Origin of the sequence: Pseudomonas sp. TWR1-1-4 (assembly GCF_049897165.1) — a bacterium.
Taxonomy (GTDB): Bacteria; Pseudomonadota; Gammaproteobacteria; order Pseudomonadales; family Pseudomonadaceae; genus Aquipseudomonas; species Aquipseudomonas canadensis.
In genome coordinates, this window is the sequence record NZ_JAFCVS010000006.1 from 119,238 (window position 1) to 133,707 (window position 14,470).

General features: G+C 60.3%; 15 protein-coding genes. 8 read left to right on the forward strand and 7 right to left on the reverse strand.

Annotated features, from left to right (window positions below; genetic code table 11):
• The first annotated feature begins 79 nt into the window (after positions 1–79).
• Positions 80–610 carry a ferritin-like domain-containing protein gene (locus tag ACP7C6_RS19840; protein ID WP_028615542.1) on the forward strand — a complete coding sequence of 177 codons (531 nt, stop codon included), beginning with the start codon at positions 80–82 and terminating at the stop codon, positions 608–610.
• 110 nt (positions 611–720) lie between these two features.
• Here ACP7C6_RS19840 and ACP7C6_RS19845 read toward each other — a convergent pair whose 3' ends face one another.
• Positions 721–2,790, reverse strand: a complete 2,070-nt coding sequence (locus ACP7C6_RS19845) for an AsmA family protein (RefSeq protein WP_426109146.1) — start codon at positions 2,788–2,790, stop codon at positions 721–723.
• A gap of 359 nt (positions 2,791–3,149) precedes the next feature.
• Between ACP7C6_RS19845 and ACP7C6_RS19850 the strand changes: the two genes are divergently transcribed.
• Positions 3,150–3,602 (forward strand): hypothetical protein, encoded by a 453-nt coding sequence (locus ACP7C6_RS19850; protein WP_068935285.1) that lies wholly within the window; start codon positions 3,150–3,152, stop codon positions 3,600–3,602.
• A 151-nt stretch (positions 3,603–3,753) separates the two neighbouring features.
• A complete protein-coding gene (locus tag ACP7C6_RS19855; protein ID WP_025857330.1) occupies positions 3,754–4,386 on the forward strand; it encodes a TetR family transcriptional regulator in 633 nt (210 codons plus the stop codon).
• A gap of 5 nt (positions 4,387–4,391) precedes the next feature.
• Here the strand turns inward: ACP7C6_RS19855 and ACP7C6_RS19860 are convergent, their stop codons facing one another.
• Positions 4,392–4,889 carry a C40 family peptidase gene (locus ACP7C6_RS19860; protein WP_028615539.1) on the reverse strand — a complete coding sequence of 166 codons (498 nt, stop codon included), beginning with the start codon at positions 4,887–4,889 and terminating at the stop codon, positions 4,392–4,394.
• Between the two features lie 277 nt (positions 4,890–5,166).
• Between ACP7C6_RS19860 and ureE the strand changes: the two genes are divergently transcribed.
• The 5 genes from ureE to ACP7C6_RS19885 all read left to right on the forward strand — a co-directional run bounded on the left by ureE (position 5,167) and on the right by ACP7C6_RS19885 (position 8,841).
• Complete coding sequence (gene ureE / locus ACP7C6_RS19865) at positions 5,167–5,667, forward strand: urease accessory protein UreE (protein ID WP_016976942.1); 501 nt, start codon at positions 5,167–5,169, stop codon at positions 5,665–5,667.
• Positions 5,664–6,338 (forward strand): urease accessory protein UreF, encoded by a 675-nt coding sequence (locus ACP7C6_RS19870; protein ID WP_028615538.1) that lies wholly within the window; start codon positions 5,664–5,666, stop codon positions 6,336–6,338. The genes ureE and ACP7C6_RS19870 overlap by 4 nt, the downstream gene beginning before the upstream one ends.
• A 13-nt stretch (positions 6,339–6,351) precedes the next feature.
• Complete coding sequence (gene ureG, locus ACP7C6_RS19875) at positions 6,352–6,966, forward strand: urease accessory protein UreG (RefSeq protein WP_028615537.1); 615 nt, start codon at positions 6,352–6,354, stop codon at positions 6,964–6,966.
• Positions 6,967–6,988: 22 nt separating this feature from the next.
• Positions 6,989–7,561: a HupE/UreJ family protein gene (locus ACP7C6_RS19880; protein WP_028615536.1), complete on the forward strand. Its 573-nt coding sequence runs from the start codon at positions 6,989–6,991 to the stop codon at positions 7,559–7,561.
• A gap of 170 nt (positions 7,562–7,731) precedes the next feature.
• A complete protein-coding gene (locus ACP7C6_RS19885; protein ID WP_323988855.1) occupies positions 7,732–8,841 on the forward strand; it encodes an AGE family epimerase/isomerase in 1,110 nt (369 codons plus the stop codon).
• A 120-nt stretch (positions 8,842–8,961) separates the two neighbouring features.
• Here ACP7C6_RS19885 and ACP7C6_RS19890 read toward each other — a convergent pair whose 3' ends face one another.
• The 5 genes from ACP7C6_RS19890 to livM all read right to left on the reverse strand — a co-directional run bounded on the left by ACP7C6_RS19890 (position 8,962) and on the right by livM (position 14,470).
• A complete protein-coding gene (locus ACP7C6_RS19890; protein ID WP_305383457.1) occupies positions 8,962–9,867 on the reverse strand; it encodes a cation diffusion facilitator family transporter in 906 nt (301 codons plus the stop codon).
• Positions 9,868–10,050: 183 nt separating this feature from the next.
• Positions 10,051–10,818, reverse strand: coding sequence for an SDR family oxidoreductase (locus ACP7C6_RS19895; RefSeq protein ID WP_028615533.1), 768 nt, complete (start codon positions 10,816–10,818; stop codon positions 10,051–10,053).
• 789 nt (positions 10,819–11,607) lie between these two features.
• Complete coding sequence (locus ACP7C6_RS19900) at positions 11,608–12,324, reverse strand: ABC transporter ATP-binding protein (protein WP_010213569.1); 717 nt, start codon at positions 12,322–12,324, stop codon at positions 11,608–11,610.
• On the reverse strand, positions 12,321–13,196 hold the full coding sequence (locus ACP7C6_RS19905; protein WP_028615532.1) for an ABC transporter ATP-binding protein: 876 nt from the start codon (positions 13,194–13,196) through the stop codon (positions 12,321–12,323). Before ACP7C6_RS19905 ends, ACP7C6_RS19900 begins: the two co-directional genes overlap by 4 nt.
• Positions 13,193–14,470: a high-affinity branched-chain amino acid ABC transporter permease LivM gene (livM, locus tag ACP7C6_RS19910; protein WP_016976932.1), complete on the reverse strand. Its 1,278-nt coding sequence runs from the start codon at positions 14,468–14,470 to the stop codon at positions 13,193–13,195. The genes ACP7C6_RS19905 and livM overlap by 4 nt, the downstream gene beginning before the upstream one ends.

Sequence of the window (14,470 nt, forward strand, 5' to 3'; positions counted from 1 at the left end):
CGTGACGCAGGACTCACAACTTGGAGCGATCACGCCGGCAGAGCGTGGCGCAAAACCGGATTAGTACCAGGAGATTGAGATGACCGAAGCAAACTTGACTGACGTTGCGACCCTGCGCAGCCGCGCCCGCCAGAACGTCGAAAACGGTGCAGTGACCGAAGGTTATGACGCCGACCGCGAAGAAATCATCCGCCTGCTCAACGCATCGCTGGCCACCGAGCTGGTCTGCGTGCTGCGCTACAAGCGCCACTACTTCATGGCCAGCGGCATTAAGGCTGCAGTCGCCGCGCAGGAATTTCTCGAGCACGCTACCCAGGAAGCCGAACACGCCGACAAGCTCGCAGAGCGCATCGTGCAGTTGGGCGGTGAGCCGGAGTTCAACCCGGACCTGCTGTCGAAGAATTCCCACGCACAGTACGTGGCAGGCAATAACTTGAAGGAAATGGTCTACGAAGACCTGGTCGCCGAGCGGATTGCCGTGGACAGCTACCGCGAAATCATCCAGTACATTGGCGATAAAGACCCAACCACGCGTCGCCTCTTCGAAGAAATCCTGGCCCAGGAAGAAGAGCATGCGGACGATATGGCTGACATCCTAGAAAGCCTGTAACCCCGCAATACTCTGTAGGAGCCGGCTTGCCGGCGATGGTAGCCTCACGATCTCGACAGCGTTCAAGGGCCCCATCGCCGGCAAGCCGGCTCCTACGTTTTTGTGGCCGATCAACCTTTTACGGTTTTCGGCGCCTTGCCTTCCTTCATTTGCTGCAGTAACGGCGCACATTCATTCGGCTCACCGCCACTGGGCGCAACCAATGCCAGCAAGCCGGCCGCCGGCCCGGCGATCACACCCAGCGCCACCATGCCAGCCCCTCGCAGCGCCAGCGGGATGGCTTTCACACCCGCGTTCGGCTTGATAAAAGGTCCATTGACGTACAGCGGTGAACGCAGGGAGAACAGGCGGAAGCCTTTCGATTCCGGGGTAATGGTAAGGTCCAACTGCTCTGTGGCCATGTTCGCCGTGCCGTCGATGTAGATGATGGCGTTCTCGGTGTCGAACACAAACAACCGAGTGGTCGCCAAGCCTGTCTTGATGCCAAAGTCCGCCGCCGCGCAGTTGATCTTCACTTCCTTGTCACCAAACAGTCGGCCTACCACGTAGTTGCCCACATTGAGCCCGGCGATTTCCATCAGGCTGCGGCTGATGGCACCGTCGTTGATCAGCATCTTCAGGTCACCGTTGGAGCTGCCCAACAGGGCCGCCACGGAGTTGCCGCGACCGGCAATATCCGCGTCGCCATTGAGTTCACCAAAGCTGGTTTTCATCGGTTCGAAGGTCGGGAAAAGCTGCTTGAGCTTGAAGTTGCGCGCGGTAAGTTTGGCGCGGCCTTCCATTGGCGTGATGCGGCCGTTGAGGCGGATCTGCGCATCCAGCTTACCGCCGGCCACGCCGAAACGCAGGGGTTCGAGGCTCAGTTCGCCGTCATTCAGAACCAGGTGGGTGTAGAGGTCGGTAAACGGCAGATCGGCACTGTGCACGATGCGCTTGCCGGTGAATTCCACGTCGGCATCCATGACGCGCCAACGCTCGGTGCGGAATTCTTCCACCGGCAACACTTTGGTCGCCGGCTGTTTGCTGTCGCCGCCACGGGCTTTTTGTTTGGCGTTGGAGTCGGCGCCGATCAGCGGTGCGAGGTCGGTCATCAGCAGCTGGTTGGAGACCAGCGCGCCGCTGAGCTTGGGCCGTGGCTGGCTGGCGACGTAGGCCAGGTTGCCGTGGATGTCGCTGTTGCCGATCTTGCCGTTGAAGTTGTCATAGCGGAAGGACGCGCCATTGGCTTCGTGCAGCTTGGCGATCAGATGACCATCGGTGGAGTAGGCCGGCGAATCCGGCAGGGTCACGCCAGTCAGGGGGTAGAGATTGCCCAGGCTGGAACCGGCGAGTTTCAGGCGCAGATCGAGCGCGCCCAGGTTCAGCGGGTCGGTCAGGGTGCCGGCCAGGGCGATGCTGGTATCGGCAATCTTGACCTGGGCTTGCAGCGGGAACGGCTTGGCCGCGTCCTGCAGGGCCAGCAGGCCACCGATCTTGCCGCTGCCGTCGAGTTTCTGGCCGTGATACTGGCCTTTGACCTTGAGGCCGAACGCATAATCCTGCGGTGCGGAGCCTTTCTCCAGGGCCTTCTTGGCATCGGCGTCGCCGACGATTTCGCCGAACGGGATGGGTTTGCCCAGCGGGTCGATGATCACATCCAGTTGGGTCTTGAGGGTTTGGTCGTCGAGGGTCACGTGGCCTTTGTCGAAGCCGATGGCACCGATGTCCACCACCCAGTTGGAAGGCTCGGCGTTCGGGTCCTTGGGATCGAACTTAAAGGTCCAGTTGGCGCGGCCATCGGCCAGGCGCTGCAACTGCGCGCTCGGTTCGGTGAGGTCGATACGCGGGATCACCACGCGCTGCACCAGCAACGCCAGGGGCGAAATGCGCAGTTCCACCTTCTTGAGGGTGACCATTTGCGGGTTTTTCGACCAGTCCGGGTTGCCCAGGGTCAGGTCTTCGGCAATCACATGCGGCCACGGCACCCAGGCGCGCCAGCCGCCTTCATCGGGCTCACGCGCCCACACCACCGCCAGGTTGCCGTTGATGGCAAACGGTCGATGCAATTCTTCGGAGACCTTGGCATTGAGGGGCGGCTTGATGCGATTCCAGTCAAAGAACACCAGGACCAACACCACCACGGCGATTAAAACAACGAAGCTGGCGCAGCTCCAAGCGACGATTTTACGAGTGCGCGTCATTGCACAGGACTCCTGAATACGACTGGCTGGGTGACAGCCTTTAAGGACAGCTTATAGGACTACGACTGGCAAACCGCCTTGGGGTTTAACCCGATCCTCGATTTGCCCGGAAAAACCTCAATTTCTGACCACTTCGACAGATTTCCCCTGCCACGGCGCACCATTGTTACCCGCGCGCGTGTCGAAAATACCCACACCAGTGCAAAACCGCGTGCTTGAGAGGCCCGTTCTAGAGCCTCCGCCTAGAACAATCAATTCTGTTGATTATTACCATTGTGTTTATGAACTTTTATATCGACTTATCGAGAGTAGCATTAGTCCTGTACCCACTTTATCGCCCTCCCAAGGAGCAACCCATCATGAAACGCCAATTACTCGCTACCGCCCTGTTATCCATCCTGGCTTCCAGTGCCTTTGCCCTGCCAGCCGCCGAACAAGCCACTCCACAAGTCAAAGCTGACGCCGTTCCTTTCAGCCAGACCGTCGCTCGCAGCGGTTCGCAAGAAGAAGAGAACCGTGACTACGCCAAAGGCGCTGTAGCTGAAAATGGTTCGGAACAAGCCAACAAACGCGCTTACACCGAAGGCCTAACCGAAAACGGCCGCAACCGCCTGGAAGAAAAAGGCCTGGTTGAAGGTGGTGCTGATCGCCTGCTGGAACGCAACGCTGTTGCCGAAGGTGGCCGTGATCGTCTGGAACAGAAAGGTCTGGTCGAAGGCGGTGCTGAACAAGCCAACAAACGCGCCTACACCGAAGGCGTTGCTGAAGGCGGTGCTGACCGTCTGCAAGAACTGCATCAAGCACAGAGCTAACCCCGTGGTGGCCGAGAAAAAAGCCCGATCTGTCGATCGGGCTTTTGCTTTCCTGTAGATCACGTCACGCCCGCCCCCCGCCAAGTTCGACGCCAACAGACCTGTTTTGCTAGAGTGCGTCGCTGTACTTGCCAACAAAGCCCGCCCGCCAATGCTGCCCCGCGCCGAACAGAAGCAACAGACCCGCCTCGCCCTGATGGACGCAGCCCGCCATTTGATGGAGTGTGGCCGTGGGTTTGGCAGCCTGAGCCTGCGTGAAGTGGCGAAGACCGCCGGTATCGTGCCCACCGGTTTCTATCGGCATTTTGCCGACATGGACCAGTTGGGGCTGGTGTTGGTGAGTGAAGTCGGCCAGACCTTCCGCGCCACCATCCGCCTGGTGCGCCATAACGAATTCGTGATGGGCGGCATTATCGATGCCTCCGTGCGGATCTTTCTCGATGTGGTCTCGGCCAACCGTTCGCAATTCCTGTTCCTGGCCCGCGAGCAATACGGCGGCTGCCTGGCGGTGCGCCAGGCGATCGGTGCATTGCGTGAAGACATCACCCGTGACCTGGCGGCCGACCTGACGTTCATGCCAAAACTGCAGCACCTGGATGCCGAAGGCCTGCATGTGATGGCCGACCTGATCGTCAAAAGTGTGTTCGCCACCCTCCCCGACATCATCGATCCGCCGGCCCAGGCCCTGCCTGATCACCTCACGCCGCAGGCGAAAATCACCCAGCAATTGCGCTTTATCTTTATCGGCCTGAAGCACTGGCAAGGGCTGGGCAGCACCGAATAAAGCCATCAGCCTGCCGTGTGAAAACGTTTAGCCGTGGTGTAGTGCTTGTTCCAGTAGCTGTTGCTTAATGAATCGATGCGGATGTTCTTGCCCGTACGTGGCGAATGAATGAATTTGCCTTGGCCTATATAAAGCCCCACATGGCTGACTTGGCCGCGCCCGTTTGCCTTGAAAAACACCGCATCGCCGGGCTTGAGTGCGTTGCGCTTGATGGTCGGAGCCGTGGAGCGGTGCATGGCGGCCGTGGTGCGTGGTATCTGGATATTGGCTTCGGTCTTGAACAGGTAAACCAGGAAGCTGCTGCAATCGAAGCCTTGCTGCACCGAAGAGCCACCCCACTTGTACGGCGTGCCGAGCAGTTCATGGGCACGGTCAACCACATCGTCAATGGCGGCTTCTTGGACTGAAGCGCTGAACGTGGGACGCGGCTGCAGAGAGGCTGACGCTGATGAAATGGCAAAAGACAGGCTGACAATGACTAAACAACACAATGATCTAAACATGATAAACGTCGCAGTGGGTTGAACACGGCGCACAGACTAAAGACACAGCAGGTAACTACTTGAACGGCGAATCCTCGAACTACGTAGGAAAAATCCGAAAACGCCCATAGCGAGTGCATCAGCCCAGCCAGCGCACCATTTTTGCTCACACCAAAAATCTTCCTACGCCCTATTTAGTGGCGTTACCGTCCCTGCTGACAGGGAATTCCTACTCTGCAGCCGGGTTGGCAAGCCCCTTGCTCTAGCACTTGCATCGCTCATAGCTGGAAGCTTCCTGATGCTGGTGATCCACCGCCGAATCGCCCCCCAAGCCCTCTGGGCCGCCGAGTTGCTACTGAATTTCGAAGCACGCAGCAAAAGCCGCCTGCGCTGTTTCAGTGCCGACGGTGAAGATGTCGGCCTTTTCCTGGAGCGCGGTCAGCCACCGCTGCACGACGGCGAATTCCTACAGGCGGAAGACGGACGAGTCGTACGCGTGTGTGCCCGGCCTGAACAACTGCTGCATGTCACCTGCAGCAGCGCATTTGAACTGACGCGCGCGGCGTATCACCTAGGTAATCGGCACGTGGCGTTGCAGGTGGGCGATGGCTGGCTGCGCCTGCTCGATGACTATGTGCTCAAGGCCATGCTCGAACAGCTGGGCGCGCAGACACAGACCATCGAAGCGCCGTTCCAGCCGGAACATGGCGCCTACGGCGGCGGGCATCATCACTCGCGCCATGGCGATGAAGATTTCAACTACCCGCCCAAGCTGCACCAGTTCGGCGTGCGCCTGTGAACCCAGCCTGGGCGCTGTTGCGTCTGGCCAGTCCGCAGTTGCCGATTGGTGGCTACAGCTATTCCCAGGGCTTGGAAATGGCGGTGGAGAACGGTCGCGTCAACGACGCAGCCAGTGCGCGACGCTGGATCAGCGATCAGTTGCTGCTCAACCTGGCGCGCTTCGAAGCGCCGGTGTTACTCGCCCATTGCCAAGCAGCCTGTGAGGCCGATTGGCCGCGCCTGGCCCAGCTGTGCGAAGAACATCGCGCTAGCCGTGAGACCCGCGAGCTGTATCAAGAGAGCCGACAGATGGGCTACTCGCTGCAACAGTTGCTCAATGGTTTGCCGGAACTGGACGGCGGCGCCCGCGAATTTCTTGAGCAGTGCAGTGAGCCCCATCTCGCCCTGGGCTGGGCCCTCGCCGCACGCGCATGGAACATCAGCCCCGCCGACGCCCTCGCCGCCTGGCTGTGGAGCTGGCTGGAAAACCAATTGGCCGTGCTGATGAAAACCCTGCCCCTGGGCCAACAAGCCGCCCAACGCCTGACCAGTGAACTGCTGCCGTTGCTGCAACAAGCCCAGCAGGACGCCAGCCGCATCGAACCCCACCATTTCGGCAGCGCCGCTTTTGGTCTGTCCCTGGCCTGCATGGCCCACGAGCGCCAATACAGCCGCCTATTCCGTTCCTAGGAGAAAAGCACATATGAACACACAACCTTTGCGTGTCGGCATCGGCGGCCCGGTAGGCTCCGGCAAGACGGCCCTGACCCTGGCCCTGTGCCTCGCGCTGCGTGATCGCTACAACCTCGCGGTGGTCACCAACGACATCTACACCCGCGAAGACGCCGACTTCCTGGTGCGCAACCAGGCCCTCGCGCCGGAACGCATCATCGGCGTGGAAACCGGCGGCTGCCCGCACACCGCGATCCGCGAAGACGCCTCGATCAACCTTGAAGCCGTTGACCAGCTCAACCGCCGCTTCCCCGGCCTGGACCTGATTCTGGTGGAGTCCGGGGGCGACAACCTCTCGGCCACCTTCAGCCCGGAGTTGTCGGACCTGACTATCTACGTGATCGACGTGTCCGCCGGCGACAAGCTGCCGCGCAAGGGCGGGCCTGGCATCTGCAAGTCCGACCTGCTGGTGATCAACAAGATCGACCTGGCACCTTTGGTCGGCGCGTCGCTGGAGCTGATGAACAGCGACACCACCCGCATGCGCAACGGCAAACCCTTTGTGTTCAGCAACCAGAAAACCGGTGTCGGCCTGGATGAAATCGTCGCCTTCATCGAACGCCAAGGCCTGCTGACCGCCGCCTGATCAACCCATAAGGAACCTGTCCATGAGCCTCAAGAAACTCTTTACCGCCGCCGCCCTGCTGCTGGCCCCAGCCCTGGCTTTCGCTCACCCGGGCCATGGCGACAACGGCCTGGTGGCCGGCATCAGCCATCCCCTGGGCGGCATCGACCACTTGCTGGCCATGGTCGCCGTCGGTTTGTGGGCCGCCCAACAAAAAGGCGCCGCACGTTGGGCCCTGCCGTGCACCTTTGTCGGCACCATGTTGATTGGCGGCGTGTTGGGTTTTGAAGGCCTGGCGTTGCCGGCGCTGGAAAGCGGGATTGCCGCGTCGGTGTTGGCCCTGGGCCTGGCGGTGGCGCTGGCGGTGCGTCCGCCGTTGTTCATGGCGGTGGGGGCCACGGCATTGTTCGCGCTGTTCCATGGTGTGGCGCATGGTCTGGAGCTGCCGGACATGTCCAGCCCGTGGGCGTATGCCGCGGGGTTTGTCGGTGCGACTGCCGTGCTGCACGCGGCCGGTTACGCGGTGGTGCGCTTCCTGCCGGCTGCGGCGGCGCCGTTGGTGCGGATTGCGGGCGCGGCGTCGGCGGCGACTGGGGTCTGGTTGCTCGCGGGCTGATATTCGCGGCGTTTGTAAGGGCCTCATCGCCGGCAAGCCGGCTCCTACCTATGATCGCGAGGTCATCCTGTGTAGGAGCCGGCTTGCCGGCGATAGCAGTAGCACAGACACCACAGAACCCAAGCCTGATACCATGCGCGCCTACACCCCTGCCGTGACGACGCCAGCCAATGCCCAGCGCTTCCCAACCCTCCTTGAACACCGTGCTTACGCACTTCCACAGCCTGATCGTGCCGCTCTGGCAAGGCCCGGGCTGGAATGCCGACCTGGCATTGCCCTATGAAGCGCTGGACGCCGACCATCACCCGCTGCCCCCGCAACGCTACCGCGCCATGGCCTGCGCCCGGCAGTTGTACCTGTTTGCCAGCCTGATCGGCGAGCCCGACGCAGCCTTCGCGCAAGAGCGCGCAGCGGCACTGTTCCGGTCACTGCAACGGCACTTCCACGACGCCGAACACGGCGGCTGGTTCTACAGCATCGACCCATCCGGCCAGCCGCTGGACAAGCGCAAAGACCTCTACACCCACGCCTTCATCATCTTTGCCTGCGCCCATTACTGGGCCAAGGTGCGCGAGCCATTGGTGGAGTCGGTCCTCAATGCCGCCCTGGAAGTGGTCGCCGAGCGATTTTCCACAGGCGACGGCCTGTACGAAGCCGTGCTGGAACGCAACTGGTCATCGCTCAAGTCAGGCCCGCTGCAAAACCCGCTGATGCACCTGGCCGAAGGTTTCCTTGCCACCCTCGCGGTGCGTGAAGACGCCAGCGTGCAAGCCGCCTTGCTGGCGCTGGCGACGGCCATGCAGCAGCGTTTCATCGACCGCCAGCACGGCGTGATGATGGAAAAACCGCTGGACGCTGTGGATAACTGGTTCGAGCCGGGGCACCAGTTCGAATGGTTCTTTTTGCTGGAGTCTTCGGATGTGCTGCGCGGTACGCCGCTGCATGCGTCGCTGACCCGGGCTTTCGCCTACGCAGAACTCAAGGGTGTGGATAACCTCAGCGGTGCAGTCAGCGGCATGCTGGCGCTGGACGGTACGGTGCGCGACGGCACCCAACGCATCTGGGCACAGGCCGAATACCTGCGGGCACTGACCTTGCGACCCAACAGCGAAGCGGTGCTGCACCGCCAATTGCTGGCGCTGCAACAACATTTTCTGCATGCAAAAGGCTGGAATGAATGCCTGGATGCCCAAGGTGTGGTGAGTCGGTGGGATATGCCTTCGACTACCCCTTATCATTTGGCGACTTGCTACCAGGGTCTGATCCAGCATCTTGGGTGAATGCCAGGGCCTCTTCGCGAGCAAGCCCGCTCCCACAGTTTGACCGAGTACATCCTTGAAACACGGTCGAAATGTGGGAGCGGGCTTGCTCGCGAAGGCGTCAACTCGGTCTCACTGACCTCACGCAATCCACTTGCGATCTCCGGTAAAGCTGATCGTCAGCCAACGCGCCGCATCCGGCGCACCGAGCCCTGTGGATATCTCTTCGCGCAGACGGTCCAGCGTCGCGACGTTATCCACCGGGTAATCCGCCGGCAACACCACATGAATCTCGATAAACCGCGCCCGCCCGTGCTTTTGCACGTACGACACGTAGTCGTCGAAACCATGTTTGGCCTGCGCCGCTTCCATCACTTCGCGCACTTTGTCGTCCAACTGGTCCGGCGCGATTCCCAGCACCTCGCGCAACGCTGGGCGCAGGATCTTGAACGCCGGTGCCAGCATGCTCAGGGCCAGCAGGATCAGGATCAATGGGTCGACATACACCGCCCACTCGCCGTAGCCCTGGGACTTGAGCAACAGCGCCGCCAGGAAGCTGATCAGCAAGCCCACCGACAACATCGCGTCCACCAGCCAACTGATGTTGTCGAACTGGATCAGCGATGATTTCAGCCGGCGATTGCGATAACGCACGTAGAAGAAGTAGGCGAACTCGACGACGGTAAACACCGCCGCGTAGATGATCACCAACCCCAACTCGATCTCGCGGCCGCCATTGATAATGCCGAACACGCCGTTGAGGAACGCATAGATGGCGATCAGCAAGAGGAAACTGCCTTCGATCAGCAGCACCATCGGCTCCAAGTGCCAATAGCCGAACTGGAAACGCTCGTTGCTTTTCTTGGCGATCAGCTTTGCCGTGATCAGCATCAACACCTTGATGGCGGTGGCGATCAGCGAGAAAAAGCCGTCGAACAGAATGGATTGGGCGCCAGAAATCACACCCGTGACAATCCCGGCGATCGCTACGGCGAACATCAGGATGGTCGATTGTTTGAGCAGTGCCTGCTCACCTCGGTTACTCACATTTCCTCCCGTCAAAACCTCAAATCCGCACGGTGCGGAGGGGTTTTATCGGGTGGAGTGTACCTTATGTCGTGTTTTGGCCGATTTGACGCATGATTACCGGTAAAAACCTGATCCTGTGGTGAGCGGGCTTGCCCCGCGCGAGGCAAGCTCGCTCACCACAAAAACCAGCAGGACGGAGCGTCAGCCCTTGGCGCCACGCTCGATAGCAAACCCAGCCCAAGTCTGGCTCACCGGCATCAGCTCCAACCGATTGATATTCACATGCGCCGGCGTATTCATGACCCAGAAGATCGTGTCGGCAATATCCTGCGGCTGGATCGGCTCGGCACCCGCATAAGTCGCGTCATACCGCGCCTGGTCACCGCCAAAGCGCACCAACGAGAACTCGCTCTCGCACAGGCCCGGTTCGATGTTGGTCACGCGCACGCCTGTGCCTTGCAGGTCGCAACGCAGGTTCAGCGAAAACTGCTTTACGAATGCCTTGGAACCGCCATACACGTGGCTGCCCGGATAAGGGTAGTTACCCGCGATGGAACCCAGGTTGATGATGCCCGCACCACGACCGTGAGCGATCAGGCGTGGCAGCAGCAAGTTGGTGGTGGTCAGCAGGCCCTTGATGTTGGTGTCGACCATGGTTTCCCAATCGTCGAGGTTGCATTTGGGCGCAGGGTCGGTGCCCACGGCCAAGCCGGCGTTGTTGATCAGCCCGCGCAGCTTGGCGAACGACGGAGGCAGATTGGCGATGGCATCTTCCATGCCTTTGCGATCCCGCACATCCACGACCAGGCCATGCACTTCAGTCTGCTTGGAAAGCTCTTCGACCAGCGCATTCAGGCGGTCGGCACGACGACCGGTGAGCACCAGTTTCCAGCCGGCTTCGGCAAAACGACGGGCGCAGGCTTCGCCGAAACCTGAGGTTGCGCCAGTAATAAACAGCGTGTCGGACATGGTGTTCTCCTTGCGGGCATCGGGGAAAAAATCAGCCAGCAGAATGCCCGTACGCCGCGATGGCGGCAACCGCTATGCACACAACTTCACGCACGCCTGATCATTTTTTAACCATGATGAGCAACGCCATATAAACCGTGGCTTGCAGCTATATGCGCGCAGGTTATCCACAGCTGCGCCCACAGTCTTTGGGGGCAAGTGCAAAATGCCTCAGGCCTCTATACACAAGGGTTTCAGCCGGTTTTAGAAAGTTTTTTGCTTGACCTTGGCGGGAGCGTATGTAGGCCCCAGGAAGAACGGGAAATCGGAACGATGGCTCCAGGCCAGTCATTCCGGCCTCTGCGGCCGTCTTTCCAGAGTTTAGTCACAGACTTATCCACAGGCTGGATGGACATTTTTCGGTCATATACCTGTGTCTTTAAACAGGTTGACAAGGTGCTGGGGCGGTCGCTAAAAACCGCCTGTTCAAAAAACGACCATTGCGCTACAAGCCACGTATTTATTGGCGTACAGCCAGCTACACCCACGTTACCCACAGCCGGTTCCACAGCGGATGGGGACAAGTCAAAACTGTGACAAAACAGCGATTTGCGGCGGCTATATGTCGCGCTTTGGGAGGTAGCCGAATTTGTTTTCCACAATTTGGCGAGGTGCCTATAGACAACACAAAAAACAAATGTGGGAGGGGGCTTGCCCCCGATGGCGGTGAGTCAGTATCAGGTGTTCTGACTGATACACCGCCATCGGGGGCAAGCCCCCTCCCACAAGGTTTACGCGTCGTTGTCTAGATCAGTGACCGCCGAGGTAGGCGTTGCGCACTTCCTCGTTCACCAGCAATTCCTTGCCGGTGCCGGTCAGGCGAATCTCGCCGTTGACCATCACATACGCGCGGTCCGACAAGCGCAGCGCATGGTTGGCGTTCTGTTCCACCAGGAAGATGGTCATCCCGGTGGAGGCCAGCTCGCGCAACGTCGAGAAGATCTGCTTCACCACAATCGGCGCCAGGCCCAGGCTCGGTTCATCCAGCAGCAACAGCTTGGGCCGGCTCATCAGCGCGCGGGCAATGGCGAGCATTTGCTGCTCGCCGCCAGACATGGTCATGGCGCGCTGGTTACGCCGCTCCTTGAGCCGTGGGAACAGCTCGAACATGCGCTGCATGTCTTCCTGGGCAAACTTGTCGCCAATAGGGATGGTGCCCATCAACAGGTTTTCCTCGACGGTCATGTCGGGGAACACCCGCCGCCCTTCCGGCGACTGCGCGATGCCGTTGGACGCGATGTAGTGCGACGACTTGTGGGTAATGTCGACACCGTTGTAGAGAATCTGCCCCGACTCGGCACGCGGCTGGCCGAAGATCGACATCAGCAGCGTGGATTTGCCCGCGCCGTTGGAGCCAATCAGGCTGACAGTTTCGCCTTCATTGATGTGCAGCGAGACTTTTTTCAGGGCCTGGATCGGGCCGTAATACACGTCCAGGTCCTTCATTTCGAGGATAGGTGCACTCATACCAACTCCTCTTCGTCAGCGCCCAGATAGGCGGCAATCACTTTCGGGTCGTTGCGGATCGCATCCGGGCCACCCTCGGCGATCACGTTGCCGTGGTCCAGCACCACGATGTGGTCGGAAATACTCATTACCATGCCCATGTCGTGCTCGATCAGCACCACCGTGAGGTCGTGTTCATCGCGCAGCAGGCGAATCATCGCGCTGAGGGCTTCGGTTTCCTGGGGGTTGAGGCCCGCAGCGGGTTCGTCCAGACAGATGATCTGCGGCCGCGTGCACATGGCGCGGGCGATCTCCAGGCGGCGCTGCTGGCCGTAGGAGAGTTCACCGGCCAAGCGGTTGGCGCAGTCCACCAGGTCCACCACTTCGAGCCAGTAGAACGCGTGGTCCAACGCGTCGCTTTCGGCCTTGCGGTAGCCCTTGGTATTGAGGATGCCCGCGAGCATGTTGCGGTTGACCCACATGTGCTGGGCCACCAGCAGGTTTTCCACCACCGACATTTCCTTGAACAGGCGAATGTTCTGGAACGTCCGCGCCAGGCCGGCGCGGTTCACCAGGTGGGTGCCGCCGAACATCTTGTAGTACACCCGGCTGAGAAAGCTTTTGGGCGACACGAAGTCGGTGGGCTGGAAGCGCTCGCCGAGCAACTGGATCACGTCGGTCTGCTTGCCGCGAAGGTTGAGTTGGATCTTGCCGCCGCTGGCTTTGTAGAAGCCGGTGAGGCAGTTGAACACCGTGGTCTTGCCGGCGCCGTTGGGGCCGATCAAGGCGAAGATAGAGTTGCGTTCGACCTTGAGGCTCACGTCGCTCAAGGCCTTGATGCCACCGAAGTGCATCATCAGGTGTTCCACGGAGAGCACGACTTCCTTGCTCATGGCGCTACCCCCTTACGTGGCGTCACACCGGTGCGGCTGATCCGGATCAGGCCGCGCGGTCGCCAGATCATCATCACTACCATCAACACGCCAAACAGCAGCACGCGGTATTCGGAGAAACTGCGCAGCAGCTCCGGGGCGACGGTCAATACGAAGGCCGCGATCACCACGCCCACCGTCGAGCCCATGCCGCCCAGGACCACGATGGCCAGGATCAGCGCCGACTCGAAAAAGGTGAACGACGATGGGTTGACGAAGCCCTGGTAGCTGGCAAAGAACACCCCGGCCAAACCCGCCGTCGATGCACCGATGGTGAACGCCGAAAGCTTGACCAACACGTGGTTCAGGCCCATGGAGCGGCAGGCGATTTCATCTTCGCGCAAGGCTTCCCAGGCGCGGCCGACCGGCATGCGGGTCAGGCGATGCTTGATGTACAGCACGGCCAGCACCACCAGGAACAGCACGATGTAGATGAACAGGAATTTGATGTTGGGGTTGTAGTCGATGCCGAAGAACTCATGGAAGGGAACCCCGCCATCCTTCGCGCGCTTGCCGAACTCCAGGCCGAGGAAGGTCGGCGAGGGCACCGGCATGCCGTTGGGGCCGCCGGTAAACGACAGCCAGTTGTTGAGCACCAGACGGATGATTTCACCAAAGCCCAGGGTCACGATTGCCAGATAGTCACCGTGCATTCGTAGCACCGGGAACCCGAGTATGCACCCCGCCAACGCTGCGGCGATGGCCGCCAGCGGCAGCACCGTCCAGAAACCCAGGCCCAGGTATTGATAACCCAGTGCCAGGCCGTAGGCGCCGATGGCGTAGAACGCCACGTAACCCAGGTCGAGCAGGCCTGCCAGGCCGACCACGATGTTGAGGCCCAGGCCGAGCAACACATAGATCAGCCCGAGGATCACCACGGTGAGCAGGTACTTGTTGGCGAAGATCGGGAACACGATGGCGATCACGATCAGTGCCGGGATGATCCAGCGCAACCGCGACTTGTAGTCCGGCGCCAGCACATGCACGCCAGAGCCGGTGCTCTCGAAGCCCTGCAGGATCTTCAGGCCCTTGGGGGTTTGCAGGAACAAGCTCATGGCAAAGCGGCCTACCATCACGATGGCCACCAACAGGGCCACGCGGGCCGGTTCCAGGTTGAAGCTGTAGCCGTCGAGGACCACGCCGACGATCGGACCGAACACGACCAGTGAAATCAGCCCGGCGAGGACTGTATCGACCACACTTTTCTTGATATCGATGGGTTTGGCAGCAGACAT

Excerpts from the sequence above, each read along its gene's own strand:
- ureG (WP_028615537.1), top strand. The coding sequence starts at position 6,352 with ATGAACACACAACCTTTGCGTGTCGGCATCGGCGGCCCGGTAGGCTCC.
- ACP7C6_RS19895 (WP_028615533.1), bottom strand. The coding sequence starts at position 10,818 with ATGTCCGACACGCTGTTTATTACTGGCGCAACCTCAGGTTTCGGCGAA.
- ACP7C6_RS19840 (WP_028615542.1), top strand. The coding sequence starts at position 80 with ATGACCGAAGCAAACTTGACTGACGTTGCGACCCTGCGCAGCCGCGCC.
- ACP7C6_RS19850 (WP_068935285.1), top strand. The coding sequence starts at position 3,150 with ATGAAACGCCAATTACTCGCTACCGCCCTGTTATCCATCCTGGCTTCC.
- ACP7C6_RS19855 (WP_025857330.1), top strand. The coding sequence starts at position 3,754 with ATGCTGCCCCGCGCCGAACAGAAGCAACAGACCCGCCTCGCCCTGATG.
- ACP7C6_RS19905 (WP_028615532.1), bottom strand. The coding sequence starts at position 13,196 with ATGAGCAAGGAAGTCGTGCTCTCCGTGGAACACCTGATGATGCACTTC.
- livM (WP_016976932.1), bottom strand. The coding sequence starts at position 14,470 with ATGTCTGCTGCCAAACCCATCGATATCAAGAAAAGTGTGGTCGATACA.
- ACP7C6_RS19860 (WP_028615539.1), bottom strand. The coding sequence starts at position 4,889 with ATGTTTAGATCATTGTGTTGTTTAGTCATTGTCAGCCTGTCTTTTGCC.
- ureE (WP_016976942.1), top strand. The coding sequence starts at position 5,167 with ATGCTGGTGATCCACCGCCGAATCGCCCCCCAAGCCCTCTGGGCCGCC.
- ACP7C6_RS19880 (WP_028615536.1), top strand. The coding sequence starts at position 6,989 with ATGAGCCTCAAGAAACTCTTTACCGCCGCCGCCCTGCTGCTGGCCCCA.
- ACP7C6_RS19900 (WP_010213569.1), bottom strand. The coding sequence starts at position 12,324 with ATGAGTGCACCTATCCTCGAAATGAAGGACCTGGACGTGTATTACGGC.
- ACP7C6_RS19885 (WP_323988855.1), top strand. The coding sequence starts at position 7,732 with ATGCCCAGCGCTTCCCAACCCTCCTTGAACACCGTGCTTACGCACTTC.
- ACP7C6_RS19845 (WP_426109146.1), bottom strand. The coding sequence starts at position 2,790 with ATGACGCGCACTCGTAAAATCGTCGCTTGGAGCTGCGCCAGCTTCGTT.